The 24,382-nt window shown below is 69.7% G+C and carries 21 protein-coding genes and 7 pseudogenes; 14 read left to right on the top strand and 14 right to left on the bottom strand.

Annotated features, from left to right (window positions below):
• The first annotated feature begins 33 nt into the window (after positions 1–33).
• Positions 34–486 (top strand): hypothetical protein, encoded by a 453-nt coding sequence (locus tag ACZ6JS_RS33180; protein WP_469303531.1) that lies wholly within the window; start codon positions 34–36, stop codon positions 484–486.
• A gap of 48 nt (positions 487–534) precedes the next feature.
• Here ACZ6JS_RS33180 and ACZ6JS_RS33175 read toward each other — a convergent pair.
• Together ACZ6JS_RS33175 and ACZ6JS_RS33170 are read right to left on the bottom strand one after the other, a co-directional pair.
• Positions 535–1,345: pseudogene (locus tag ACZ6JS_RS33175) on the bottom strand (IS5 family transposase).
• A gap of 254 nt (positions 1,346–1,599) precedes the next feature.
• On the bottom strand, positions 1,600–2,205 hold the full coding sequence (locus ACZ6JS_RS33170) for a hypothetical protein (protein WP_469303529.1): 606 nt from the start codon (positions 2,203–2,205) through the stop codon (positions 1,600–1,602).
• An 872-nt stretch (positions 2,206–3,077) separates the two neighbouring features.
• Between ACZ6JS_RS33170 and ACZ6JS_RS33165 the strand changes: the two genes are divergently transcribed.
• Positions 3,078–3,461, top strand: a complete 384-nt coding sequence (locus ACZ6JS_RS33165) for a hypothetical protein (protein ID WP_469303527.1) — start codon at positions 3,078–3,080, stop codon at positions 3,459–3,461.
• On the opposite strand, the gene ACZ6JS_RS33160 is transcribed toward ACZ6JS_RS33165, so the two are convergent.
• Together ACZ6JS_RS33160 and ACZ6JS_RS33155 are read right to left on the bottom strand one after the other, a co-directional pair.
• A complete protein-coding gene (locus ACZ6JS_RS33160) occupies positions 3,443–3,898 on the bottom strand; it encodes a hypothetical protein (RefSeq protein ID WP_469303526.1) in 456 nt (151 codons plus the stop codon). The two genes, ACZ6JS_RS33165 and ACZ6JS_RS33160, sit on opposite strands and share 19 nt — an antisense overlap.
• A 290-nt stretch (positions 3,899–4,188) precedes the next feature.
• A complete protein-coding gene (locus tag ACZ6JS_RS33155) occupies positions 4,189–4,845 on the bottom strand; it encodes a TetR/AcrR family transcriptional regulator (protein WP_469303525.1) in 657 nt (218 codons plus the stop codon).
• Between the two features lie 80 nt (positions 4,846–4,925).
• On the opposite strand from ACZ6JS_RS33155, the gene ACZ6JS_RS33150 reads away from it, so the two are divergent.
• From ACZ6JS_RS33150 to istB, 5 genes and pseudogenes are all read left to right on the top strand, one after another.
• Positions 4,926–5,765 carry an arylamine N-acetyltransferase family protein gene (locus ACZ6JS_RS33150; RefSeq protein ID WP_469303524.1) on the top strand — a complete coding sequence of 280 codons (840 nt, stop codon included), beginning with the start codon at positions 4,926–4,928 and terminating at the stop codon, positions 5,763–5,765.
• A gap of 52 nt (positions 5,766–5,817) precedes the next feature.
• A pseudogene (locus ACZ6JS_RS33145) lies at positions 5,818–5,990 on the top strand (transposase); the annotation flags it as partial.
• Between the two features lie 130 nt (positions 5,991–6,120).
• Positions 6,121–6,609 carry a hypothetical protein gene (locus tag ACZ6JS_RS33140; protein WP_469303522.1) on the top strand — a complete coding sequence of 163 codons (489 nt, stop codon included), beginning with the start codon at positions 6,121–6,123 and terminating at the stop codon, positions 6,607–6,609.
• Positions 6,606–7,532, top strand: coding sequence for a Mu transposase domain-containing protein (locus ACZ6JS_RS33135; protein ID WP_469303520.1), 927 nt, complete (start codon positions 6,606–6,608; stop codon positions 7,530–7,532). The genes ACZ6JS_RS33140 and ACZ6JS_RS33135 overlap by 4 nt, the downstream gene beginning before the upstream one ends.
• A pseudogene (istB, locus tag ACZ6JS_RS33130) lies at positions 7,529–8,298 on the top strand (IS21-like element helper ATPase IstB). The gene ACZ6JS_RS33135 and the pseudogene istB overlap by 4 nt, the downstream one beginning before the upstream one ends.
• Before the next feature lie 15 nt (positions 8,299–8,313).
• Here the strand turns inward: istB and ACZ6JS_RS33125 are convergent.
• On the bottom strand, positions 8,314–8,700 hold the full coding sequence (locus ACZ6JS_RS33125) for a hypothetical protein (RefSeq protein ID WP_469303518.1): 387 nt from the start codon (positions 8,698–8,700) through the stop codon (positions 8,314–8,316).
• A gap of 91 nt (positions 8,701–8,791) precedes the next feature.
• On the opposite strand from ACZ6JS_RS33125, the pseudogene ACZ6JS_RS33120 reads away from it, so the two are divergent.
• The 3 genes and pseudogenes from ACZ6JS_RS33120 to ACZ6JS_RS33110 form a co-directional block, all read left to right on the top strand.
• Positions 8,792–9,070, top strand: a pseudogene (locus ACZ6JS_RS33120) (NF041680 family putative transposase); the annotation flags it as partial.
• A 76-nt stretch (positions 9,071–9,146) separates the two neighbouring features.
• A complete protein-coding gene (locus tag ACZ6JS_RS33115; protein WP_469303516.1) occupies positions 9,147–9,638 on the top strand; it encodes a hypothetical protein in 492 nt (163 codons plus the stop codon).
• A 194-nt stretch (positions 9,639–9,832) separates the two neighbouring features.
• Positions 9,833–10,153 carry a hypothetical protein gene (locus tag ACZ6JS_RS33110; protein ID WP_469303515.1) on the top strand — a complete coding sequence of 107 codons (321 nt, stop codon included), beginning with the start codon at positions 9,833–9,835 and terminating at the stop codon, positions 10,151–10,153.
• A 165-nt stretch (positions 10,154–10,318) separates the two neighbouring features.
• Here ACZ6JS_RS33110 and ACZ6JS_RS33105 read toward each other — a convergent pair.
• Positions 10,319–10,794: pseudogene (locus ACZ6JS_RS33105) on the bottom strand (GNAT family N-acetyltransferase); the annotation flags it as partial.
• 12 nt (positions 10,795–10,806) lie between these two features.
• On the opposite strand from ACZ6JS_RS33105, the gene ACZ6JS_RS33100 reads away from it, so the two are divergent.
• The 3 genes from ACZ6JS_RS33100 (at position 10,807) to ACZ6JS_RS33090 (ending at position 12,629) form a co-directional block, all read left to right on the top strand.
• Positions 10,807–11,433: a transposase gene (locus ACZ6JS_RS33100; protein WP_469303514.1), complete on the top strand. Its 627-nt coding sequence runs from the start codon at positions 10,807–10,809 to the stop codon at positions 11,431–11,433.
• Positions 11,434–11,485: 52 nt separating this feature from the next.
• On the top strand, positions 11,486–11,953 hold the full coding sequence (locus ACZ6JS_RS33095; RefSeq protein WP_469303513.1) for a HEAT repeat domain-containing protein: 468 nt from the start codon (positions 11,486–11,488) through the stop codon (positions 11,951–11,953).
• A 220-nt stretch (positions 11,954–12,173) separates the two neighbouring features.
• Positions 12,174–12,629 (top strand): hypothetical protein, encoded by a 456-nt coding sequence (locus ACZ6JS_RS33090; protein ID WP_469303636.1) that lies wholly within the window; start codon positions 12,174–12,176, stop codon positions 12,627–12,629.
• Here ACZ6JS_RS33090 and ACZ6JS_RS33085 read toward each other — a convergent pair.
• Together ACZ6JS_RS33085 and ACZ6JS_RS33080 are read right to left on the bottom strand one after the other, a co-directional pair.
• Positions 12,628–12,900 (bottom strand): annotated as a pseudogene (locus ACZ6JS_RS33085) (transposase); the annotation flags it as partial. The gene ACZ6JS_RS33090 and the pseudogene ACZ6JS_RS33085 sit on opposite strands and share 2 nt — an antisense overlap.
• A 28-nt stretch (positions 12,901–12,928) precedes the next feature.
• Positions 12,929–13,663 (bottom strand): recombinase family protein, encoded by a 735-nt coding sequence (locus ACZ6JS_RS33080; RefSeq protein ID WP_469303634.1) that lies wholly within the window; start codon positions 13,661–13,663, stop codon positions 12,929–12,931.
• Positions 13,664–13,759: 96 nt separating this feature from the next.
• On the opposite strand from ACZ6JS_RS33080, the gene ACZ6JS_RS33075 reads away from it, so the two are divergent.
• Positions 13,760–14,536 (top strand): EF-hand domain-containing protein, encoded by a 777-nt coding sequence (locus ACZ6JS_RS33075; RefSeq protein WP_469303632.1) that lies wholly within the window; start codon positions 13,760–13,762, stop codon positions 14,534–14,536.
• Positions 14,537–15,460: 924 nt separating this feature from the next.
• Here the strand turns inward: ACZ6JS_RS33075 and ACZ6JS_RS33070 are convergent.
• The 6 genes and pseudogenes from ACZ6JS_RS33070 to ACZ6JS_RS33045 form a co-directional block, all read right to left on the bottom strand.
• Positions 15,461–20,647: a tetratricopeptide repeat protein gene (locus ACZ6JS_RS33070; protein ID WP_469303511.1), complete on the bottom strand. Its 5,187-nt coding sequence runs from the start codon at positions 20,645–20,647 to the stop codon at positions 15,461–15,463.
• Positions 20,644–21,150 carry a hypothetical protein gene (locus ACZ6JS_RS33065; RefSeq protein ID WP_356854099.1) on the bottom strand — a complete coding sequence of 169 codons (507 nt, stop codon included), beginning with the start codon at positions 21,148–21,150 and terminating at the stop codon, positions 20,644–20,646. Before ACZ6JS_RS33065 ends, ACZ6JS_RS33070 begins: the two co-directional genes overlap by 4 nt.
• Before the next feature lie 388 nt (positions 21,151–21,538).
• The gene (locus tag ACZ6JS_RS33060; RefSeq protein ID WP_469303509.1) at positions 21,539–21,814 is read right to left on the bottom strand and encodes a hypothetical protein; all 276 of its coding nucleotides are present in this window, start codon (positions 21,812–21,814) and stop codon (positions 21,539–21,541) included.
• 284 nt (positions 21,815–22,098) lie between these two features.
• Positions 22,099–22,260: pseudogene (locus tag ACZ6JS_RS33055) on the bottom strand (IS630 family transposase); the annotation flags it as partial.
• A gap of 92 nt (positions 22,261–22,352) precedes the next feature.
• Positions 22,353–22,541, bottom strand: a complete 189-nt coding sequence (locus tag ACZ6JS_RS33050) for a hypothetical protein (protein WP_469303507.1) — start codon at positions 22,539–22,541, stop codon at positions 22,353–22,355.
• A gap of 890 nt (positions 22,542–23,431) precedes the next feature.
• A complete protein-coding gene (locus ACZ6JS_RS33045; protein ID WP_469303505.1) occupies positions 23,432–24,346 on the bottom strand; it encodes a LysR substrate-binding domain-containing protein in 915 nt (304 codons plus the stop codon).
• Positions 24,347–24,382 lie beyond the last annotated feature (36 nt).

The following is a 24,382-nucleotide window of genomic DNA, read 5'->3' as shown; positions in this document are numbered from 1 at the left end:
GTCTGATTCGTCGTGGATGACGTGAGGTGGCGGATGCCGTCGATGCGGGCTGTGATGGAGAGCCGTGAGAGGGCCGCGCTGGCGCGAGTGGAGGAATTGCGTGCCGAATTCGAGCGGGTGCGGGCGGCTCTCGCCGACGCGGAAGAGGTGCTGAACCGCCGGGTGATCGGCCTGGAGGAGTATCTCGAGACGCTGACCCAACTGGGAGGTCCCGAGTCCTCCGAGGCTTCAGGGCCGTCCGAGCCTGAGCCTGTTCGTGAGCCGGTGGTGGGCGACGCGGCGGCCCCGTCGACGGCCAGGGCTCGGCGGGTGGTGGCCCGCAGGAAGGACGGGGTCGAGGTCGACATTCTCGGCCCGGACTACCGACGGATCATGGCCGTGTTCGAAAAGGCGGGCGGTGACGGATTGTCGGCGCGGCAAGTGGCGGTGGGCCCGGTCTGGGACGTTTCGGTTCCGGCCCGGTGGAGGGTGCGCGGGGCAGGCTGAAGCGGCTGGTCGAGCGGGGCTGGCTGGCGGAGAGCCGACCGGGTATGTTCACGCTGCCGGAGCGAGATTCCGCCGTTGCTGCTGGCGGCGGGTGGCGTGGCGGGCGAGGCGGCGGCTCATGACCATGGTCATCGACCACGACGCCTCGCTGGTGTCGGAGCGCCGTTCGTAGTCGCGGGCGAGCCGCCGGCTGCGCATCAGCAAGGCGAAGGTCCGCTCGACGACCCATCTGCGGGGCAGGACGGTGAACCCGCGGCTGTCGCCGCTGCGTCGGACGATGTCCAGGCGCAGGCCGAGCCGGTGGGCGGCTTCGGTGAGGACGTCGCCGGTGTAGGCGCCGTCCGCCCAGATCAGCCGGAGCCGGCGGAAGCATTCGCGCAGCGCGGGCAGCATCCCACAGGCGGCGTTGCGGTCCGTCACCGACGCGGGGGTGACCAGCACCGCCAGGACGAGGCCGAGGCAGTCCACGACCAGGTGCCGCTTGCGTCCGTTGACCAACTTGCCGCCGTCGAAGCCGCGGGAGGCCGCGCCGACCACGGCGTCCCCTTTCACCGACTGCGAGTCCACGATCCCCGCGGTCGGCTCCGCGTCCCGGCCCTCCGCCTCGCGGACGCGTTCCCTCAGCCGGTCGTGGAACTCCCTGATCAGAGCGTTGTCGCGCCAACGTCGGAAGAACGCGTAGACCCGGTCCCAGGGCGGGAGGTCCGCCGGCCCGCCACTTGATCCCGTTGTCGACCAGATACCGCACCGCGTCGACCGTCTGCCGGTGGCAGTAGCTCTCCGGCCTGCCTCCCCGGCCGTCCATCCATGCCGGGACCGGCAGTATCGTCCGCACCACGGCCCACTCCGCGTCCGTCATGTCCGACGTGTAGCGAGGCCGGCGGCCCGGTTTGTCGGCCGCGTTCCCGAACCTGTGAGCAAGACAGTCACACCCCGGGGTGAACAGGCTGGACGCCACCGGAACGACCACGTACAACTGCGGCAACAGGGCTTCCTGGCGCTCGGGCTTCGACAACCACGAGCTGTTCAGGAGGCCCTTCCTTCATGCTCTGCCAACCGCGAACTCACCCGATCCGGCCCCCCGTTCGAACCTGCGGGCTGTGCGCTTATCAGTCAGAAGGGAGGTTCGAGATCGCCGCGGCCATCGCTATGTGGCCCGCAGTCCCAGGGCTCCTCCTGAAAAGATTCCATGTCGGTGACATCGTGGCCCCATGCTTCGAGGGCCTTCCAGGCAACGCGCCGCTTAGGGGCGTCGCTGCTGGTGTCTAGGATGCGGCGCGCGTGCACGGCGAGGCGATCGCGGCGCTGGGCAAGCGCGGGGTGTTCGGCGAGGATGAGCGCTGCGAGGCCGGCGGCTTCGCGCACGTCCTCGTGCCTGTCCTGCAGGAAGGGCGCGACGGCTCGATAAAGCATCGGGCGCAGGTCCCGGAAAGCCGCCAGTGGGGTGTCGTGGGTGAAGAACCCAGGGAAGTACTGCTCGGTGCGGTCGACAATCTCGTCGGAGGCGTCGTAGGCCGTGGAAACCAACCAGTTCAACAATGTCGCGCGGATGGGGACGTTGCGATACGGCCGGAGGGTCATGGCCGCCGGGTGGGTGAGGATGCCGGCGACGTACATGGCGACGGGGGCTGTGGCTTCGTAGATGCTGTTCTGGTGGCCGACCAGTTCACTCAGTTCCGACAAAGCGGTGACCTGCGCCTTGGGATCAGGCTCCAGCAACCGTGCCAGGACTTTGGGAAGGCACTCACCGTTCCCGAAAGCCGTCTGGAGCGAACCCCAATCAGTCTCCGCTAGGACTACCTGATACGGCGGCAAGTCAGGCTCGCGGGGCGCCCTGGCCTTGGAGCTGCTGTGGTTCACAGGCCAAACTAGACCAGACTTCTGACACGCTTCCCGTGCGGGCCGGCTAGAAGCCGCTGTCCTTCCGAGAGTGACGGGTGCGTTTGCCCTGTTCAGGCATAGGGTCGGTGTTTCGGCGGCAGAGACGAGGTGTTGTGTCGTCTCTGAGGTGGAGGTGCCGGGATGCCATCGGTAGGGCCTCCTGGTGTGCTCAAGGTCTCGACAACCCCGAGCTGCACCAGGGGCCCTGTCTTCATGCACGGACAGTACCGAAGATCGCCCGACCGAGCCGCCGCATTCGAACCCATGCTCACCAAGATCGGTACGACAACGGCTTCTGAGGAACACGAGGAGCGCATCCGCGACCTCTTGGGAACCGCTGCTGGTGCCCGCGGAGGCTATCCGGGCGGCCTGCTCGCCTGGTTTCGCACCGGGAGCTCACGAAGATCTTCCTCTACTTCGCCAAAACCCGGTTCCGGGACGGGCGCGGCTCACCACGCGACTTTTGGGCAGCAATGACCGCGGCTGGCGAACTCCTGGCCAGCCAGGACAGCCCGGACTATGAAGAGGTGACTGCAGGGCTGGAACGATGCCGAACACAGGCTGCGGCCATCAGCGCGACGTAGCCGCGCCATCGACGAACGTCGTCCGCCGGGTAGGCGGCCTGATACGGCTCCCCACGGCCCAACGGCCCCGCGCAGGCCACGCCGAATCCCGTAGCAACGCCCGCGTTCGCTCCCTACAGTCGCCGCATGGCCACCGAGGAAGAAAACCCAAGTCAGCCCGACATCACCGCGATGCTCCAAGGCCAGACCAGTGCCTGCGAAGCAGCGCGCGACGCCATCGCCGCCGGCGGCGAGGTCATGCTCTACGACGGACAGGCCGCGCACTGGATGGTCTTTGGCATAGCTGCGACAAGGCTGAGGCGGTCGTTGAAGATCGGCCTGACGACCGTCGGCCTTGACGAGACCGTTGAGATCCTCCGCGCCCGGCACCGTGATGAGGAACTGCGTACAGGCAACATCGTCGCAGCAGAACGATCTTGGTTCTTCACCCTGTACTTCGACGCCACTGGGACCGAGCTCCTGGCGTGCAGCAGCGTCACGCGGGGAGACGGTCAGAAGCTCCAGCTGTAGAGGCCGCCACCCGTATTCGCCGCAGACGCTGCGAGGCGGGCAACGCCCTGCAAAACCGTAAGGAGATCATCGTCGGTCATGTCGTCGCCATCCTCAGCCCGGAGCCGCGCAACCCAGCGGCCTGCGAGCTCTTCGAGTTCGGCGGAACTCGCTTTGCCGAGCGCTCGGGTCAGCCGCTTCGGCAGAGCTAACACCTCAACGCCATCGTTCAAGGGGGCCGTGACCCACTCCGGCCACGGCCGCCACGCATAGAGCTGCTCAAGCGGCGGGGCCTCGGTCGAAGGCGCCTCGAAGTACATGTCCCACTCGGCGATGGCACTGTCCGGCTCAATAAAACGGCAGGTCACGGACTCACAGTCCCCGCCAGGTCCCCGCATACGCGTCGAGGCGGCGGTCTCGTCGTCAGGGGCGAGGAAGAACACTATGTCGTGGGCCATTCGAGCATGATGGCAGCCCGCGGCAGACGGGGTGCTGGGCAATCGCCCTCAGCCGTCTGATCTGCGGGCAGGACCTTCAGGAAGAGGAGAACCACCCGGCTTCTCGCGCCGAACCGCATTGCTACCGCCAAGATCATCCAACTGCCCTTTGGGCTCACCACGGACGCCGACGAGGCCCCGGCTGGCGCATGGGTCCGGCGCGGAGCCTCATCAGCGTTGGGCCAAGTCAGCTGCGTAGTGGATGCGGCCGGCCGCGGCCTCGGCGGTCCAGTGTTCGGCTGAGGTGATGCTCAGGCCTGGGGGGCACGATCGAGGTCGGTGAGGGTGATCCGGCCAGCAGGCAGTGGCTGGGCGTCGTCGCGATGGCGCAGGCCCTCCAGGAGGAGCGCCAGGCCGCGGTCCACCGTGCGCCGGGCGACTTCCTCGGGAAGCCCGGGGATTGGGCGGAGCACCACGGCGATCATCAACGCCAGGTCACCGGCGTCTACGTCTTGGCGCATGTCGCCGTCGGCCTGGGCCCGGCGAACGAGCCGGTCGAGAATTTTCAGCAGGATTCGGCGCAGGCGCACGTTCTCAGGGTCTTGCCGTAGCTCGGTCCAGGTGCTGGCGAACCAGAGGGACAGCCATGTCGCTTGGCGTAGCTCCGCGGTGGCCTGGCACACGAACCGCGCCAGCGCACGCCAGGCATCGGGCTCGTCGTCTTCCGCCGTACGGGCAAGGTCGACCACCCGATGGAAGCCGTCCAGCGCCACGGCGGCCAGCAGCGCCTGCCGGTCGGGGAATCGGCGGTAGAGCGTGCCGGTCCCCACGCCGGCGCGGCGGGCCACCTCCTCCGCCGGAACATCGGGCCCTCGCTCGGCGATGAGGGCGCGGGCAGCGGCGATGATCTGTTCCCGATTCAGCAGGGCGTCGGCCCGCAAGGCGCGGCTGGAAGTCGAAGGTGCCACCGCACCACTGTATACGAGAGAGCTAATCTCTATATACTTGCGATAAGCGGCGGACACTCTATCACTTACCGGAGGGCAGGATGACTCTCGACGCGATGTTGCGGCGGATCGCATTCCGCGGCCGGGTGGCCCCCGACCTGGGCACACTGATCAGCCTGCACCGGGCCTGGCGGCAGACGGTGCCGTACGAGAACCTCGACATTCAGCTGGGCCGTCCGGTCGACCTGGACTCCGGTGCTCTGTTCGACAAGCTCGTTCGGCGACGCCGTGGTGGCTTCTGCTTCGAACAGAACGCGGGTCTCGCCACGCTGCTGCGCCTCGCCGGGTTCCAGGTGACGACGGTCGAGGCCGGAGTGATGCGCGAGGCACGCGGCGACGCGATGTGGGGCAATCACACGGCGCTCCTGGTGGACCTCGACGGCCAACGGTGGCTGGCGGACGCCGGTATCGGTGACGGCTTCGTGGAGCCCCTGCCTTTGAGCGAAGGGCCGCAGTCCCAGGGCGAGTCCACCTTCCGGCTGGAGCGCCTCACTTCGGACGCCTGGCGTTTCCACCACCGCCCCGGCGGGACGATCGCCTCCTACGACTTCCGCATGCGGCCCTGCGAGCCGACCGACGTCGCCGCCCGCTCGCACGAGCTGTCGACCGCCCCGGACTCGCCGTATGTCACCACTCTGATCGCCGCCCGTCCTGTCGGTGGCGTCACCTCGTTGCTGCTCTCACGCACCGTGCGGGAGCTTGGCGCCGAGGTCGCGAGATCCCGCACGATAGGCGACAGGAACGACTTCGCCGCGACGCTCCGCAAGCGGTTCCTCGTCCCGCTCGACGACCTCGGACCCGACGGGATCGACCGGCTCTGGGGGAAGGCTTGCGCCCAGAACGACCTCTGGCGTGCCAGGGCGCGGGAGAACACCTGGTAGTGCTTTGTTACCCGGTCTTGGCACGTCGGGTGTCTGGTAGTTCGCTGGCTGCATGAGGGCTGGGGAGCTTGCGGCGGTGCGGGGTCGGTTGGAGAAGTTCGCTTCCGAGGTGTTCGCGCCGTTGGTGCGGCGAACTGGCGGGATAAGGGACAGTTGTATCTGCGGGGTCTGCTGCTGGACGGCCGCAGGAAGTCGATGCAGCCGATGGCCGAGCGTCTCGGGGTGGTGTCGGCGTACACACGAACGTCCCCAGCTTCGTACGGATGAATAGGGACAGTTGTTGATGCGGTGAGGTCTGTTGCTCGGCACTCTGCTGCTTGGTCGTTTCGGGTGGCGGAGGAGGCTGGCAGTGGTCTTGGATCCGCAGCGTTGGCTGGAGCTTCGGCGGTTCCGCAGCCTGCTCGAGTCCGGGGCGATGAGCCTGTCGGAGATCTCCAGGGAGACGGGGCTGTATCGGAAGACGGTCCGCAAGTACCTGTCGGCGCCGGGTCCGGCGACGCCTCCCCGCCGTTCGCCGACGGGGCAGTCGCGAGCGAGGGTGATCGACGAGTTTGCACCGGTGATCGACTCGATGCTCCGAGCCGAGATCCTGATGAAGGCCGCGGTCATCCACGAGCGGCTGGCTGCGGAGTACGGGTTCACCGGGAACTACCAGCGGACCAAGCTCTACGTTCAAGAAGCCCGCCCCAGGATCGCCGAGGAACTCGGGATCACGCCGAAGGAGCTGGCGGGCATGCACCGCCGGTTCGAGGTCATCCCCGGTGCCCAGGCCCAGGTGGACTGGGCGACGAAGGCAAGATCCTCGCTCACATGGGCATCGGCAAGGTCTAGTCGTTCCACATGACGCTGTCGTATTCCCGCGACCCGTTCTGCTGCTTCACCACCAGCCAGGACCTGCAGACCTTCTTCGACTGCCACCGGCGGGCCTTCGCTCACTTCGGCGGGGCTCCGATGACAATCGTCTACGACCGGACCAAGACCGTCGTCCGCCGCCACGTCGCACCCGGCGAGGCAGTCCCGCTGCATCCCGAAGCGGTCGGCTTCGCCGGCCACTACGACTTCGACATCGACGTCCTGGCCGCCTACCGGCCGCAGGGCAAGGGCCGGGTCGAGCGGCAGGTCCTGATCGTCCTCGACCACGTCCTGTCCGGCCGCTCCTTCTCCTCCATCGAGGAGATGGACGCCGCCTTCGCGGCATGGGTGCCGCGACGGAGAGCCCAGATCCACAAGACCCACCGTGAGGTCATCGCGGAACGGGCGGCCAGGGATCACGCGGCTCTCAAGCCGCTGCCACCGACTCCGTATCTGGTGGCCGAGCGGCAGCTTCACCACGTGGGCAAAGACTGCCTGGTCGCCTTCGACGGCAACCTCTACTCGGTGCCGGCCCGCCGAGTCCGCCCCGGCCAGCTGGTCGAGATCCGGGCGACGAAGACCCAGGTCATGCTGCATTCGACCCTCGCCCTCGCAGGAGGCAGCACGCTGCTGGCCGCCCATACCCGCGCGGTTGGCCGCGGGGCCCGCGTCGTCGACGAGACGCACTGGGACGGTCTGCCCACCGGGAAGGGACGCCGGTCCACTACCGGCGATATCCCTCTCCAGCCTCGTCACGATCGGCCTGCGGGCCATGAGGCCGGCCCGTTGCAGGCCCTGCTGAACCGGGCCGCAGCCACTCAGGTCGACGTCGGCCGCCGGCCACTATCGGTCTATGACGAGCTGACCGGCACCCGCCCCTTCACCACCCACCGAGCGACGAAGGAAACGTCTTGAGTGAGCTGACCGGCAACCGCATCCGCACCACGGCTGGCAAGCTCGGCCTGCCCCACCTCGCGGAGACCATCAACGAGTTCGCCCGCCGGGCCGACGAGGCGAAGATGGGCTACCTCGACTTCCTCGACCTGGTCCTCTCCGAAGAACTGGCCGTCCGTGACGACCGCCGCTTTCGCCAGGGCCTGCGCTCTCCCGGCTGCCACATCACAAGACGCTCGATGAGTACGACTTTTCCTTCCAGCCCGACCTCGACCCGCGCAAGGTCAAGGACTTGGCGACGCTTTCGTTCGTCAAGGCCAAGGCGAACGCCGCTCTCCTGGGACCGCCCGGGGTGGGTAAGACTCATATCGCTGTCGCTCTCGCGGTCGCGGCTTGCCGGGCCGGCTACTCGGTCTACTTCACCAGCCTCGACGACATGGTCCGCAACCTCAAGGCCGCCGAAGCCGCGGGGCGTCTGGCCAACAAGCTCGGCACCTACCTGCGGCCGGGTGTTCTCGTGGTCGACGAGGTGGGCTACGAAATCCTCGAACGCGGAGAAGCAAACCTGGTCTTCCAGGTGATCTCCAAGCGCTACGAGAAGGGATCGATCATCCTGACCTCAAACGCGACTTTCAGCGAATGGGGACAGGTGTTCGGCGACGAAGTCCTGGCCACCGCGATCCTCGACCGCCTCCTGCATCACTGCGACGTGATCTCCATCAACGGACCCAGCTACCGCCTCAAGAACCGACTCAAGGCCATCGAGCGAGACACAGACGTCGCCTGAACGACCCCTGAGTCGTCACCGCACAACCACGATGTCAGGAAGCGGCAGGTGCCAATCGCCCTGCAGGCTGACGAGCGCGTCACGCGCGAGGGTCCGCACCTGGCACCATCCAGCGTCTGTCGCCAGTGCTTCCCTTGACCAACGCCCGGCGTTTTCCATCCCGCTCATTTCATCGAGGACCGAGTCGATCAGTCGCAGCTTGCCCATGGCGTCCTCATTCAGAGGCATTGCCTCCTGGAAGCCAGCCATCAGGCGAAGGGCGCCATCAAACTCCAAGGCCAGTTCGTCGGTCACGACCTGGTACTCGTCGATCCAGGCCAGCTGATCGGCCGAGTCCGCACCAAGAAGAGCGAGCGCATCGATCAGGCGCTGCCAGCGGTCGGAAGCGCTGAGGGTCCCCATGCACGCATCCTCGCACGGCCACGATCCCAGCCACCGAACTGGGGACGTTCATTCGTACCGTGCTGGGGCCTTCCGTTCGTACGCCGACACACACACCCAGCTTCGTCTCACCAGGCCACTTGCCGAGGACATCCGCCGACCCTGGGAGCGACCGGTGGAACCGAACAGACTCACCCCGGCCAGGGTTCGCCGGGGGTTCAGGAATATCCGCCCCCACCTGCCCTGCCCGACCCGTGTGCCCAAACCCTCCCGACCCGGTCCCGGCAGGCCGCTCGGCTCGAAGAACCAGCGGCCCGCCACCCGCTACGACGTGGGCAAAACCGTCCGACGCCCCGAGAGCATCATCGAACGCGACCAGGCCAGACCATAAAGCACAAGATCAGTGCCTGTTTCCGATCCCGGACCCGGTGAGGGGCGGGGCTCACCTGGGTGTTTAGGGTGCGGGCATGGCTGTCCCTGAGATCATCCCTATCGCCCATGAGCCGGACTATCGAACGAGCACCATCGGCCGGTTCAGCGGCGGCCAGTTTCTGGCTTCGGTCACCCATGCCTTCCCAGACGGGTTCGCGATGGGCGACGGCGGGGAGGATCAGAAGCGGCTCTTCGCCGTGCTCCACAAGTTCGACCACAACGGGCACCACCAGGAGTCCGACATCTGGTGCGCCGGTACTTGGGCAGAGCAGATGAAGCGTCCGCGTGACGAGCATTCTGTGGTTGCCCGCGCGGAAGCCCGGCTGACCGCCGTCCTCGCCGGCCTCGCCGAGCGTGAGTACTGCAACATCGCGATCCGGCCGTTCCAGCTCACCGTTGACGGTGTGCTCTTCGGCCTCATCACGGAGTGCCATGCCGATGACGCGGACGGCGAGGCCGACTGGGCTGAGCTATATCCCGATGGCTTGGGCTTCTCGGCTCCGTGGAACGGCGAGTACGACACCTGAGCGCCTACGTCTGAGGCGATCATGCCAAGTGGGGAGTGGAGGCTCGGTTTGTTGAGCGGATGCCCCACGGCTACTTGGGGTCTTCGCTATCCCAGGGGTAGACGAACTGGTGGGGACCGAGTTGCCACTTGGTCAGTACGTCCACCAGTTCAGACTCGTCGGTTGCCTCAGCGGAAGCAACGAGGACTGCTCCCATGTCGTCGTCGAAGCCGTCGATGAGCTCGCCGTCGTACTACATGCTCTACCTGCCGCGCGGCTGGTGGCACGCCGTGGCCGCCACCGAGGCTCTCCAGCCTCCCCGCCGACACCCCGATGCGCCCGGTCGGCGGCTCGAACCGCCGACCGGCCAGCAGGACGAGGACGAACATGGTCACGACCGTGAGGAGCGGCACCCCGATCAGCCCCACTCCCAGCCCCGCGCCGAACGACGCCCAGAAGGGATCGTCGCCCAGAAAGGGCAACACCAAAACCGCGGCTGTCCAGCCGAAAGCGGCGGTCAGGACGTAGCGGTGTAGACAAACCCACAGCCACCTTCCCGTACTCATAGCAGCGTTTGGGGGGTGAGTGGTGAGTGGTCGGGCTGTACGCTCATGAACGGTTCCTCCCGGCGGCGGGTCCTAACCGTCACGGTAGCCGGGCCGCGCGAGGACAGGAGCGGGCATCGTCAGTTCCCTCCCCGCGGGGCGACCGTGCGGGGAGCAGTTGGGGAACCAGTCGAGTGCCGCCGCGCACGCCTCGAAGGCGTAACCATGTCCCCACGCCTCGGGCAGAAACAGATAACCGAGCTCGGTCACCCCGGCCTCGGGGTGGACGTGCCCCGGCGCTCGACGTCGCGTGGGTCCAGCGTGATCATGCCGATCATCGTTCCGTCGCGTTCGACCACGAAACAGCCGGGACGTCCGCCCGGCACTTCGGGCATCGCGCGCTCGAGTTCGTCGCGGGGCAGGGCGCCGCCGATGTAGGTGCCCACCTCGGGCGAGGCGAACAACTCGACGAACGCCGTGCGGTCCCGGGCCTCGGACGCGCGGAGCACGAGCCGTTCGGTGGGCTCGCCGCCAGGTCGCCACCGAGCCGGCACCTCTGCGGATGATCCGAAGCGGCCGTCTGCCGTCGTCGTCAATCTCCCGGACCTGCACGCGTTCAGCCAAGTGATCATTCTGGCCGTCCGGTGCCGCCCGGCACAGCAACCGGGCGACACGTCAGGACAGAGCAAACGTTGCCTGATGCGGCACTAGGCACGACTCTGCTGGAGCCCGAGCAGTACCCGGCCGCCGAGCTCGTCGCGCTCTACCAAGAACGCTGGGAGATCGAGCTCGCCTTTGACGAGATCAAGGATCACCTCGGCCCCGGCGGGCCCATCAGGTCGCGCACACCGGAGGGCGTCCGGCAGGAGCTTTGGGCCTACCTCGCCGTCCACCACGCCATCCGCCAGTTTGCCCACACAGCCGCGCTCGCCCGCCCGGCGGTGGACGCCGACCGCGTCTCCTACCTGAAGTGCGTCCGCGTCATCCGCCGCAGCATCCCGCCCCAGCTCGGAGCGACCACCGCCAAGCTCACGCACTCGTTCGCCGTAGCCGGACGGGAGGCGCGCAGCCGCCTTCTTCCGGCCCGGCGCAACCGGGACTGCCCACGCGCCATCAAGAAACCGAACCGCTGGCCCGTCCGGAGAACCCGCGCCAGACGCGACACGGTCCAGCCCGGCCGATGGGCCCACAACCCAACCTCGAAGGCGAAGAGCAGCCGAAGAGCTGGACGGCCGACGCTGAAGGGAACACAGGCCGCTTCACCGCCCTGACCCCGTCATTTATCCCTGAGACCAGGCGGCGACCGTCTCCTATGCTCTGGCCATGGACGGATATCAGGGCCTGACGGCATTGATCGAATCGGCCTGGGAGAAGCTGAACGGCTCCGATGCGGGCCGTCGGGACCTCTGCCTTGATGTCATCAGCGACGTCCTGGAGACGGGCCGCCTGACGCCGGATGACGCCGAGCGGGCCGTCGAGCGCCTCGTCACGGTCGCGCTTTCTGATGAGGGCTACCCGGTGCGGGAGTCCGCGCTGCACGCAGCCTGCACCGCCTCCACGCACTACGAACTTCCCTACCGGGTGGTGGAGCCGCTCGCCATCGGTGCGGATGGCTTCGAGCCCTTGCTCCTGGACTACGTCCTGGCAATCCTCGGTTCGACTCACGACCTGGCGGCACTGCCGATCGTCGAGCGGTTCCTTCACCACCCCCACCCCGAGGTCCGCAGGGAGGCGGCAGAGGCGGTGAACGAACTACGCCGGAGCCAGGAGTCGACCGAGACAGCCCAGTAGCTCTGGGGCTCGGCCGTAAGGCAACTGCATTGGGCGGCGAAGCCCCCTGGTACCACCGGCCCGCGGTGCCCTGCTTGAACAGAGAGTCAAACTCCGTGAGCAGCAGTACCGATCCACTCATCCACGTCGCCGACGCCCTCGAAGCCTGGGAGGCGACCGACCTCACCGACGGCAACCAGGCGGGGATACTGCTTCAGTGCTGTTGACATGGATCGCTGAGGTGGCCGAAGAGCCGCTGGCATTGGAGCCGGGTAACCGGCGGGTGGAGTGGGAGACCAACACCTGGTCGCTGGGTGCAGGGGACGAGGACGGGTGTCCGTTGTCCGCTGCCGAGGTGGTCGCTGCCTTCGAACAGACTGCTGCCGGCATCCGGGAACGCATTCGCGAGCTGGGCTTCTCCGGAGTGGCGACGTTCTATGTGTGGCACGACGGGCAGGCCGGGCAGCTCCGGTGCTCGACCGGCTCCGTTCCTCCGGACGAGTTGCCGTTCAACGACACCTACGTGGTTGCCGACCATCTTGGTCGGATCATCGAGGGGTTTCTGGCCGACAACATGCCGGGCGCTGTCGCCTGGTCGGACCTGGACGAGGCGGAGGGCCACTTGGAGCAGGCCATGACGGAGCCTGAGATCGCGCCCTTGCGTGTCTGGACCAGCAGCGTTGGAACATCACGCTGATTGCCCTTGCGATGCCGACGAAGGCGAGGAAGTGTTCGGCCTTGCGTTCGTAGCGGTGGTGGAGCCGTCGGCAGCCGGCCAGCCAGGAGACGGTTCTCTCCACGACCCAGCGGTGTCGGCCCAGCCGTTGTGAGGTCTCGATGCCCTTGCGGGCGATGCGGTGGCGGATGCCGCGCTCGCGGATCCATCGGCGCAAGTGTTCGTAGTCGTAGCCCTCGTCGGCATGCAGTTTCGCCGGCTTCCGGCGCCGGGGGCCGCGGCCGGAGCGGATGCGGCTTCGGGGATCAATCGGGACGTGGTTAGCGGTAAGCCCCTGATGACGGCCGTGATGCGGGTGGCGTAGACCCTGTGGGCCTTGGCGCTTGGCGGGGCCCGCGGCTTCGTCGGCGAGGGCAGCGGCCTGCTGCAGCGCGGTGCGGTGGAGTTGGAGCGGGGCGGTGACGCGGAGGGAGTGGCCCTGTGCCGCGGCGGATGGTCCGGCCGGTGGCGAGTGCCGCGTGGACGGTCTCGCCACCAACGCCGGCGAGGCGATCGGCGAGCAAGCCGGGAAGGTCGAGGGTGATCTCCGGGTCCGGTTCCGGCTGCTGCTCGGCGGGCGAGTCCGGGAGGACGTCGAGCTGCTCGGGCAGCTGGCGGGCACTGGCGGCGTCCAGGACGGGGCGGATGGTCTTCGGGTCCACCCCGTGCAGCCGGGCGAGCGCCTTGACTGCGGCGCCCTGCTGGTACGCCTGCACGACGTCGGCGGCCACGCCTCGTCCAGCGCGGCGGGGCGGGGCGGGGCGGCCCAATACCTTCCCGGCGGCTTCGGCGGCAGCGACGCCCTCCCGGGTGTTCTCGCTGATCATGTCGCGCTGGAACTCCAGCACGGCGGCGAGGACGGAGACCATCGTCTTGGTGCCGGGGTCGTCGGAGGCGAGTCCGATGCCGGACAGCAGCCCGGACTTGACGCGCAGGTGCAGCCCTCGGCGGATCAGGATCGGCCGCAGGGCAAGGATGTCGGCCACGGACCTGAAGAGGCGGGCGGCGTCAGCGATGCGGATGGTGTCGCCGACGGCGGCTTCGTGCAGCAGCTGGTGAAGCCGGCCCGGTCGAGGGAGAGCCGGCGGGTGGACGGGGCGGGGTCGGCACCAATGGCGCGTGGTGCGCTGAAGTCATTTCTGCACCGGGCGCGGACAGGCGTGCACTGGCGTGACCTGCTCGGCACGCGGCTGGCGCCCGGAGCGATCCGCCGCCGACCCTGGCGTCAAAAGGACTTCGGTCGGAAGGGTCAAGAGCGTCGGTTGGGCCGCTCTAGCGTTGGCGGGACACGCCGCTCGCCGAGCATGGCGGCGGCCCTCGGCTTGAAGACGACGATGAACAGCACGATGACGGACCAGAAGTTCAGCCTTCTGTTCGGCTGGTTCGACCAGGATGGGGACGGCCGGCTCACCGAGCGGGACCTGGAGGCGACCGCAGGGGTCTTCGCCCGGGTCGCGGCCGAGGACGACCTGGCCAACCGCACCGCGATCCACTCCGCGTTCGGGCAGTGGTGGCAGCTGCTGCTCAAGCATGCCGACACCGATGGCGACGGGCAGGTTTCGCGGGAGGAGTTCACCGCCGCGATGGCCGACAGCGTCACCGCGCCCGCCCACTTCGAGAGCGCGGTGATGGGCATCGCGGACGCCGTCATCAAAGCCGCGGACACCAACCGGGACGGCGTTCTGAGCCGGAGCGAGTACATCGCGCTGTACCGGACGCTCGGTGTGCCCGAGGAGCTGTCCGGGCCCGCGTTCGAGCGGGTCGACCTGAACGCCGACGGCGTCATCAGCCGCCAGGAGTACCGGGCCGCGATCGTCGACTTCTACCTCAGCACCGACCCCGACGCCCCCGGCAACTACCTGCTGGGCCCGCTCACCGCGGCTCGCTGAGCCGCGCGTGCGCCCGCTCCGCACTTCCTTGGAGCGGGCGCACCGCTGCTGACGACGGCGTCAGGCTACGGGCCAGACCGGCGAGGAGCTCCAGTGCTTCCGCATGTGACAGGACCTCCCGGTCTGGATCCGGACGCCATGGCCGTGCCCGAGGTGCATCGGATCTCCGTCGCGTCCCCCGCGGGTACGAAGGCCGTCGATCTCGGCGGGGAGGCCCGAGCGCAGAGCGTCGATCGCCGCGGAGGCTGCTCGATCAACGAGGAGAGATCGTACGAGATGTTGCCCGGCCACTCCTCCTGGCCGAACCCGGAGACGACGAACCGCGCATCGGTGTCGGAAAGGAACTGGCACGCGTCCATGGCCAGCGACTCGTAGTCCTCGGAGAGTTCGACATCCGGCAGGTCGGCCGGCAGTTCCGCCGAAGGGGGCGTGAGAGACATCCGCATGCGTGTTCCACCGTCATTTCAAGGACACCTCCAGCGAGCCGCTTCCACTGGAAACGGCACAGCGAACGTTGGACCCGCGGGGGATCCGTGGCGTGCCATGTCCACGAAACGCCCCTACATGCCCTGATGGGCGACGGTGAGCGTAGCGGTGGGGGTACTGGCCCTGACCCGCACACCCGTGTCGGCGCGGACTGCCCACAACCATGGCGCCCTACCGGGAGCCAGCGGGGGCCAAGGTGATTCGAGAACGCACGGCAGGACCCAACGCGATAGGTGTCGCGGCGTACGACGGCGTTCATGCCGCCGCAGCCTCTGCCTCTGCACCGGCGTGGGTGCGCCATGGTCCCCCCGATCCCGCGCGGATCCGATGCCGCACCCATTCTCCTGCCGCTGATCCTTACGCCGGAGGCCGAGGCCCCGCCCACGCGGGTCGCCGTTCCGCCCCGTACCCCGTCACGAGTCGCCGCCCCGTCCCCCGTCACGAGTCGCCGGCGCGGCGCAGGGCGCGCAGGGCTTTCTGTTTGTGGCTCAGGGCCAGGTTCACCGAGTTGGAGTTGCCCGAGCGGCGGAAATGTTCGGCTGCCTGGGCGTTGACGGTGACGGCCTCCTCGTATCGGCCCACGTCGACCAGGAGGCCGCCGAGCATGAGCAGAGCCGTGCCCTCTCCCGTACCGTCCGAGGTCTCCCGGCAGATCCGCAGGTACCGCTCGAACGCGGGGACGGATTCCTCGTACCGGCGGAGGCCCACGGTCACGATGCCGAGCCGGAACAGGGCCTGGCCCTCGTTGCCGTGGTCCTGCCGGGCGCGGAACAGTTCCGCGGCGCGGTGGTAGGCGGGGGCGGCCTCCTGGCGCCGGCCCATCTGCTCCAAGAGCTGGCCGAGGTGGAAGTGGACCTGTGACTCCCGCTCGCGGTCGTCCGTCCGGGGGTAGACGGTGGCGGCCCGCCGCAGGGTGGCCACCGCCTCCTCGCCCCGGTCCAGCTCCCGCAGGGCGCGGTACAGGTTGAGGAGCGCGGAACCCTCGAGGCCGGGGAGTCCGACCGCCTCGAACAGCGCGACGGCCCTCCGGTAGGTGGTGACGGCCTCCTCGTACCGGCGCTCCGCCATGAGCGTCTCGCCCTGACGGTAGAGGGTGAGGCCCTCGCCGCGCTGGTCGTCCGCGTCCCGGTACCGGACGGCGGCCCGCTGCACGGCGGCAGCGGACTCCGCCCTCCGGCCCGCCGCGGCGAGGGCGTCACCGAGCTGGTGCAGGGCTTCGGCCTCGGTGCGGCCGTCACCGGCCTCGCGGAAGAGGTCCACGGCTTCGGTGCAGACGGAGACGGCCTTCTTGGGCTTTCCCTGCCCGATCAGCGCCCGCCCGATGACGGTGAGCGCCCGGGCCTCCCCGGCGCGGTCGCCGGACCGCCGGTGGATGCGGGCGGCGTGCCGGCCGGCAGTGACGGCCTCCTCATACCGGCCTACGTGGACGAGGGCTTCGGCGAGTTCGCCGTACGCCGCTCCCTCGCCCCGCACGTCCCCCGCCGCCCGGAGCGCGGCGACCGCCCGCTCCCGTGCGGTGACTGCCTCCTCGACGCGCCCCAGCTCCATGAACACCGACACGAGCCGGCCGAGCAGTTCGGCCTCGGTGCCGTGCTCGCCGGCCTCCCGGTACCCGGCGGCGGCCTGCTCGCAGACGCTCACGGCGTCCGCGTACCGGCCCTCGTAGACGAGGACGAGGGAGAGGCTGTGCAGCGCCGACCGCTCGCCGTCGCGGTCGCCGGCCTCCCGGCTCACGGCGAGCTCCCGCTCGAACGCGGTGATCGCCTCGGCGGTTCGGTGCAGCTGGAAGAGATGGGTACCGAGGCTGTGCAGCAGCGCCCCCTCGCGTGCGGGATTGCCCACCTCGCGGTAACCGGCGGCGGCCTGCTCGCAGGCGGTGACGGCCTCCTCGTAACGCTCCGCTCCGGCCAGGGCCTCGCTGCGGTTTGCCAGCGCGTCGGCCTCGTGTCCGCGGTCACCGGTCTCGCGCAGCAACGCGGCCGCCTTCCCGCAGGCGGTGGCCGCCTCCGCGTAGCGGCCGGTCGCTGTAAAGGCGTTGCCAAGGTTGATCAGCGCGAACGCCTCACCGGTGCGGTCGCCCAGCTCCCGGAAGGCCGCGGCGGCCTGAAGGGTGGCCGTGACGGCCTCGCCGTGGCGCTCGGTGCGTACCAGAGTGGTGCCGAGCCGGCTGAGCATCCGGCCCTCCTTGCCGCGCTCGCCGGTCTCGTTGAAGAGGGCGGCCGAACGACGGTAGGCGGTGATCGCCTCGTCAAGCCGGTCCGTCGCGTACAGGGCGTCGGCCAGGTTGCCGAGGGAGTCCGCCTCACGGCCGTGGTCGCCGTTTTCGCGGTAGATGGCCGCGGCCTCCCGCGTAGGGGCGATGGACTCCTCGAACCGCCCCTGTCTGATGAGGGCGTTGCCGAGGTTGTGCAGCGGGATGCCCTCACGTCGGCATCCGTCACCCGTTCCGTCACCCGTTCCGCCGGAGGATGCGGCGGCCCTCTCGTCGGCGAGGGCGGCGGCGCGCCGACTGACGTCCGCGGCTTCGGCGAACCGCTTCGCGGCCGTCAGCGCGTTGCTCAGGTTGGTGAGCATCGCAATCTCGAAGAGCCGCTCGGTGGAACCCCGGAAGATGGCCACGGCGCGTTCGCAGGCGGTGACGGCCTCGTCGGCACGGCCGTCACCGGCCAGAGCGGTGCCGAGGTTGGTGAGCGCGGTGCCCTCCAGGACGACATCACCGGTGTGGCGGAAATAGCCGGCGGCCCGGTCGAAGAGCGCGGCCGCGTCCGCAGTGCGCCGCATGCCCATCAGGGCGTGGCCGGACTCGAGGAGCAGCTGCGCCGCGCGCCGGCGATCACCGGTCCCGACGTGGACGAGCGCAGCCCGCTCCACCGCGGTGACGGCTTCGTCGAAGCGCCCGAGGCGGGCCAGCGTCTGGCCTGTCTTGCCCAGCAGGGTAGCCGTGTCCGTGAGTTCGGCGGCTGTGGCGGTCTCGTCCAGCCGCCGGTACAGCTCGGTCGCCCCGCGGGTGGCGGCGAGCGCCTCCTCCCGGACTCGGGCCGGGACCAGGGCCAGCCGGTGGCGTACGTCCGCGTGCTCGGGGAGGTCCACCGTGGGGTGGGCGAGCGCCAGCCGCCGGTACAGGTCGTCGGCCTCCCGCGTGACCGCGAGGGCGCGCTCCTCGTGGCCCAGGGCGAGGAGCCGGGTGCCGAGGTTGTTCAGGACCTTCGCCAGGTCGAGGCAGTGAGCGGCGAAGTCGGAATCGGCCAGTTGCCGCTGGATGGCTACCGCCTCCTCGGCCGGGGCGAGGGCCTCCTCCCCGCGGCCCAGGTCGCCGAGGAAGGCTCCCAGGTTGATCAGCGCGGTGGTCAGGTCGGGCTGGTGGGCGGCGGGGTTCGCCTCCGCGAGCCCGCGGTACAGGTCAGTGGCCACCTCCGCGATCTCCAGGCCCTCCTCGGAGCGGCCGGAGGCGCGCAGCGCGAGCCCGAGGTTGGCGAGCGACATGGCGAAGTGGTGCCGCTCGGCATCGGGGTCGGCGTCGGAAAGGCGCCGGTACAGCTCAACGGCCTCTTCGGCGGCGCCCAGGCCCTCCTCGACGCGGCCCGCGTCGAGCAGGCGCATGCCCAGGTTGTTGAGCAGCCCCGCCAGGTCGGGCCGGTAGACCGGGTCGGCTTCGCACAGGCGCCGGTACAGCCCGGCCGCCTCCTGAGTCACGGCCAGGGCCTCCTCGGTCCGGCCGTGCCGCGAGAGCCGGTCGCCGAGCCCCGCCAGCGAGTCCGCCAGCCGGTCCTGGTGGGCGGTGTCGGACGCGGCCAGGCGGCGGCTGATCGCCACCGACTCCTCGGCGAGGAACAGCGCCTCCTCCCAGCGGCCCGCGGCGGACAGCCGGTCGCCGAGCACGCTGAGGGCGTTCGCCAGCTGGGGCAGGTGGGCGGGGTCGCCCCCGGCGAGTTCACGGTGCAGGCGTACGGCCTCCTCGGCGGGGGCGACCGCCTGCTCCCGGCGCCCGGCGTTGGCCCGTCGCCACGCCAGCGTGCCGTAGAGCCAGGCGCGTTGGGCGAGGTCCGTGGTCGAGGCCAGGCGGTGCGCGATCAGGGTCTCGACGACGGCGAGGATCCCGCTGTCCAGGTCCGCGTGACGGCCCGAGGGCAGGTGCGACTCGACGGCCTCCAGCGCCGCGAGCAGGGACGGGGGTATGCGCTGCGCGGCTGCACCACCTCGCTCGGCCGCCCCGCCCGCCCCAGTTGCGCGCGTGTCGGCGAGGGCCGCGAGCGCGGTCAGGGCGGGGCTGCCCGCGGCGATCGCGATGCCGGGTTCGGCGCGCAGCAGCGGGTAGAGCACCCGCTCGCCGATGTGGTCCCAGCGGTCTGCGGCGGACGCCAGGAACGTCACGGCGCGCGGGGACACGGTGGGCCGCAGCTCGCCGTTCAGCAGGGCGGCCGGGACACTGCTCGTCCAGGGGTCCGGGTCGTACGCGCTGACGTCGTGCCCGGGCGTGAGCAGGCCGAGGAAGTCCTCGGCGAGCCGGTCGGGGTAGAGCGGCTCCAGGACCAGCTCGCGCTCGGAGGGCGGGTAGCAGAACCGGTGGTCCAGGAGGAGGTCCTGCGGGTGGCCCGGCAGGTCGAGGGACCGTAACGCCGCCAGCCCGGTGTCGTGGTCCACCGCACCGGTGAGGGCGGCGGTGAACACCGTCTTGGCCATGACCGCGGGCCGGGTCCGATAGTCCTGCCCCTGCCCGCCCGCGTCGAACAGACGTTGCCACGCCCGGTATTCGCGGTCCAGCAGGTACGCCGACAGTTCGTGCGGTTCCGCGAGGGACAGCCGCCTGCCGCGCGCACGGGCGTCGACGGACACCAGGGCGGCCATGTGCAGGTTCAGCGTCAGGCCGAAGTCGCGGCGGCCGAGGGAGGCGGGCGGCTCGACGTCCGCCGGGTCCGGCAGGCCGTACAGGTCGCTCGCGCCGTACCGGTCCCGTGCCGCGGTGAACATCCGCAGCCGGTCCTCGTCCAGGGACGGCAGCAGCAGGTCATCGGCGTCGGCGCGACGGTCGGCGAGCTCAGCGCGCAGGGCCGCGAACCAGCGGACCGTACGGCCGATCAGCAGGACGCGCGTGGGGCGCTGCTGGTGCAGCACCGGATCGGCAAGCAGGCGTTCCAGCTCGCTGTACGCCCAGCGGTCGGCGTAGTCGACGACGAGCAGCACACCGGCTCTGCCGGCGGGCGGTGACGGCGCCGGACTGGGAGGCCCGCCCCGGAAACCCGCCTGGAGGACGTCCCAGCGCTCGGCCGCCGGCAGGCCGGGGCTCCGGGACAGTTCGGCGAACTCCGTGGCCAGCCGGGTTTTGCCCTGGCCGCCCGGCGCGTGGAGCAGCAGCACCGACAGCCGTGCGTCCCGCGCGTCCCGCCACTGCTGCAGCCGCTCCAGCTCGGCCGTCCGGCCGATGAAGGGGACGACGTGGCTCCGCGCGTCGAGGAGACGGCTGGGCTGGGCCATCAACCACGCGGTGTCCGGGGCGGCCGGGGCCGGCAACGCGTCGATCGTGGGCAGCCGCGTCCCGTAGTAGTGGTTGACGGTCGCGGTCGCGTTCGGGCCCTGTGCCGCCACCGCGCCGGCGGCGACGTGCTGCTCGTAGCGCGGCTCGGTCAAGACTCGCCGATCGGCGCCCGCGCCGATGAACCACCCGGCCCGTAATGGTTGTTGTTGATGGTGATGCTGGCTCCCTGCCCCTGCGCGCCCGCGCCACCCTCGTGGATCACCTGGTTGTAGACGCCGCTGTCGGCCGACCGGTGGAGCGCCGCGTCGAGGGCGCGGATCTCGCCCTCGGCGCCGGGCCGGCCGGCCAGCAGCTCGCGCAGCAGCCCCGTGGACTCGGCCGACCGGTGGGCGTTCGTCTCCAGTGCCGCCCCGAGGCGGGCCGCCCAGTTGTCGTGCGCCGCGCCCAGGGCGGACTCGTCGCCCCGCTCGTACGCGGCGAGGACAGTTGCCCGCGCCTGTTCCAGCTCGGCCCCGGCCCGGGCGCCCTCGTCGGCGCGCCCGATCCCGAGCAGTCGGACGAAGCCCTGCTTGGTGTGCCCCCACGCGTCCGTCGTCATCGCGGTGACGAGCGTGGTCGCGGCGGTGGCGGCGACAGCCGCGACAGCAGGATCCAAGACGATCTCCCCCTACAGAAGCACGGAACCACTCCTGGGGCACAAGTGTGCCACCGGGGGGCGCGTTTGATGGCGGGGTTCACGTCAACCGGCGTGCCCACTTCTGTTGGTCACACACCGCGCGGTCCGGGTCACGCCGCCGGAACAGGTGGTGCGTCACGCCGCTCGGGCTGGGGACCACCTCCAGGTGGAAACGAGCAGCTCCGCGGGCCTCGGATGATCCACGCACTCCCTCTCGACCGCGCTCCGGTGCCACCGTCTCTCGCCCAGACAATATCCGGCCTGAGGTGCCCTCTTCGCACCAACCACGTAAGAAGCGGGCCGGGTAAACGACCACGCTGCAGCTGGCCCTCCCCGCCGCCGTCCGGCCGCCCGCGCCGCCCGGCCACTACACGGCCACGGGCGGCAGGTCCTTGTCGGGGACTTCTCCCCCGAGGACTGCGACGACCGCCTCGCCCGCTACGGCGAGCCGCTCATCAGCCCAGACATCCGCCAGGTCATCACCGACCGCTCCCACGGCCTGCCCCTGTACCTGGACCTGTCGGTCATGCGGTTCCTGGAGATCCGACGCACCGGCCGCACCCCGCAGCCAGCCGACTTCGACCACGACTTCCCCGCCCTGATCGCCCGCACCCTGTCCGACCTCACCCCCGACGAACGCCACGCCCTGCGCTCCGTGGCCGGCCCGACGAGGCCCGCCCCACCTTCCGGAGGCTGGGAGCCGGCGCGCTGGTGTCAGCGCTTGACCCGTCCCCGTACGGCCAGGACGAGCAGGGCGGGCTCCAGGAGGCGTGAGGTCATCTAGATGTAGGTGCCGACCGTGATGAGGTCTTGTCCGCTGGATCGGAAGACGACCGAGTTGAGGGTGACGCTGAGAGCCTTGTCGAAGCGCTTGGCGGTGGTCCTGTCCCCGGTGGGGCACAGCAGGTGGGGACGGCCTCATACCCCCCACCGTGGGTTGACTACGAGCCCGATCTCGTTGAAGCGAGGATCACGTCGCAGACGGTGTCCTTTCTGCGCCTGGACCAGCCGCGCGATCACCGGCACGGTGTTGCCACCGGCGGAGGCCAGCAGCATCATCGCCCGCCGGAACCACACCGAACTGGTGGCAGGCCCGCATCGACGACACGGTCGACTTCCAGACCGAGGTCGCCACCGCCCGGGCGATGGTCCACCCGGGCCATCACGGAGGAGAGAGGAGGTCAACGCCAGCCGGTATACCCGTCCTGGTGCGCGGGCCCGGTGTCCACGCCCATGAGACCGACCAGGAAGAGAATCACCACGATCAGCGCGAGCACCACCAGCCAGAAATGGTCCGCAAATCCCGACGGACCCGGGACTCGCGGGCGCTCGTCGTCCCGAACCTCAGCGTCGCTGTCCTCGTCGGTCACCCGGCTCCCCCTTCACCCGTATTCATGGGACTGCGCCATACGGTCGGCGTCAAGTACCGGCGGACAAGCTGCCCCGAAGCGAACAAACCTACAGACGGGATCAGCATGGGCAACTGGGATACCGGTCCCTTCGACAACGACGCAGCCGCGGACTGCGCCGAACGCGTTCGACGACGCCGAGACCGACGCGCGCGAGGCCCTGGTCCGATGCGCGGCTGCACTCATCGCGGCGCAATGTCCCCGAGGCGAACCCGTCGGCATGCGGCCGACGGCCGCTGCCCGCAGCCATTCCGCCCCGGCCGGGCGATGCTGCGCGGAGGGAGTGGCGCCCCGCTCACCCCGGCCGATCAGGACGACGTTTGGCAGATGGTCGGGGTCACCGCCGCGTCCCCGTTCCCCGCCCGCAAGGCGGCCGCCCCGCCCGGCCTGGCCACGCATCCGCCGGCTGTGGCTGGGTGTTGCAGCCGCGACCCCTCTGGCCGACTACGAACGCCCATCGTCTCGTCGGCGCAGCACCATGCACACCGGTGCCCAGCGTAGGCCTTTGTAGATGGGCGGTCGGCAGAGAGCTCAGCCTTCGCGCACACAGAAGGAGCGGCTGATCACCGGCGGCACCTACCGCGGCATCGTCTGGTCCGACGGTCGGGCAGCCGCCGCCGATCTCGTCCCGCTCCTGGACCAGGTCGGGAAGCTGGTCATGTTCACTCACCGGTACATCGACTGGCTGGGATCAGAGGTGGGACATCACGATGGCGCCAGTGGTGCGATCCGGGGCCGGCCGACGTCTCCTCCCGCCCGGCCGCGGCACGGACGACCTCCGGCTCCGCGTCGTCATCGTCGCGGACACCGCGCTGGCATCGTGGGTGACTCCCGCTCATACGGGATGGCGTTCAGGACCGCGGGAGGTGCGTGGTGCGGTTCTGGTGCGCTGCTGTGCGCAGTGCCGCGGTAACGGCTGCGGTCGTCGGGTTGGTCGCTTCGGTGTGACGGGTAGCGGCGAACAGGAGGCGCAGGATCGGGTGGTCCTCGATGGGTGCGGTTCGGATTCCGGGTGTGGCGGGGTCGATGGCCGTCTGAGGGATGAGCGCGGTGGCGAGGCCGGCTTGCGCGAAAGCGAGCTGGGCGGCGATGTCGGCGGTGACATAGCGCGTCGCGGGTGTGAATCCGGCTTGGCGGCAGGCATGCAGAATGGCCTGTCCGCAGTCCGTGGTCGCTGGTGGCAGGACAAGGTTGTGGGTGGCCAGTTCGCGCAGGGTGACCGGATGCCCGTCGGTTCGGTCGGCGGTGACGATCAGCAGCGGATCGTCGAGCAGCGGGGAGACCGCGATGCCCTGGGGTGCGGTTTCCGGTAGGTGGTGGTAGCGCTGCCCCAGCACCACGTCGACGGTGCCGAGCGTGAGTTCCCGCAGTTGCGCCTGGTCGGTGACGAGGCAGGTCACGGCGAGCTGCGGATGGTCCGAGCCCAGCGCGGTCAGGGCGGGGGCCACGATCCTGGCGACGGTCGACGGCAGCGCGGCGAGCGTGGCGGTGGCGCCGACCGTGCCCTTGACGGCTGCGACAGCGCACTCGGCCTCCTCCATGGCGGCGAGGATTCGGTCGGCGTGCTCGAGGAGGACGCGGCCCGCCTCCGTGAGTGCGACGGTTCGCCCGTCAGGCCGCAGGACATCGACCCCGACGTCGTGTCTGAGCGCGGCCAGCTGCTGGGACACGGCACCGGCGGACAGCGCCAGGGACTGGGCGGCCGCGGTGATGGAGCCGCGGGCGGCGACGGTCTTGAGCATGTGCAGACGGCGAATATCCAGCATGACTCGATAGGTTACCTAAAGGGTCACCTCCAGAAT

It is taken from the genome of Streptomyces sp. NPDC046349 (assembly GCF_055587885.1).
Note: the sequence above shows the minus strand (reverse complement) of the source record. Positions and strands in the feature narration are given on the sequence as shown.

Excerpts from the sequence above, each read along its gene's own strand:
- ACZ6JS_RS33180 (WP_469303531.1), top strand. The coding sequence starts at position 34 with ATGCCGTCGATGCGGGCTGTGATGGAGAGCCGTGAGAGGGCCGCGCTG.
- ACZ6JS_RS33165 (WP_469303527.1), top strand. The coding sequence starts at position 3,078 with ATGGCCACCGAGGAAGAAAACCCAAGTCAGCCCGACATCACCGCGATG.
- ACZ6JS_RS33160 (WP_469303526.1), bottom strand. The coding sequence starts at position 3,898 with ATGGCCCACGACATAGTGTTCTTCCTCGCCCCTGACGACGAGACCGCC.
- ACZ6JS_RS33150 (WP_469303524.1), top strand. The coding sequence starts at position 4,926 with ATGACTCTCGACGCGATGTTGCGGCGGATCGCATTCCGCGGCCGGGTG.
- ACZ6JS_RS33135 (WP_469303520.1), top strand. The coding sequence starts at position 6,606 with ATGACGCTGTCGTATTCCCGCGACCCGTTCTGCTGCTTCACCACCAGC.
- ACZ6JS_RS33125 (WP_469303518.1), bottom strand. The coding sequence starts at position 8,700 with ATGGGGACCCTCAGCGCTTCCGACCGCTGGCAGCGCCTGATCGATGCG.
- ACZ6JS_RS33115 (WP_469303516.1), top strand. The coding sequence starts at position 9,147 with ATGGCTGTCCCTGAGATCATCCCTATCGCCCATGAGCCGGACTATCGA.
- ACZ6JS_RS33110 (WP_469303515.1), top strand. The coding sequence starts at position 9,833 with ATGTCGTCGTCGAAGCCGTCGATGAGCTCGCCGTCGTACTACATGCTC.
- ACZ6JS_RS33095 (WP_469303513.1), top strand. The coding sequence starts at position 11,486 with ATGGACGGATATCAGGGCCTGACGGCATTGATCGAATCGGCCTGGGAG.
- ACZ6JS_RS33075 (WP_469303632.1), top strand. The coding sequence starts at position 13,760 with ATGGCGCGTGGTGCGCTGAAGTCATTTCTGCACCGGGCGCGGACAGGC.
- ACZ6JS_RS33045 (WP_469303505.1), bottom strand. The coding sequence starts at position 24,346 with ATGCTGGATATTCGCCGTCTGCACATGCTCAAGACCGTCGCCGCCCGC.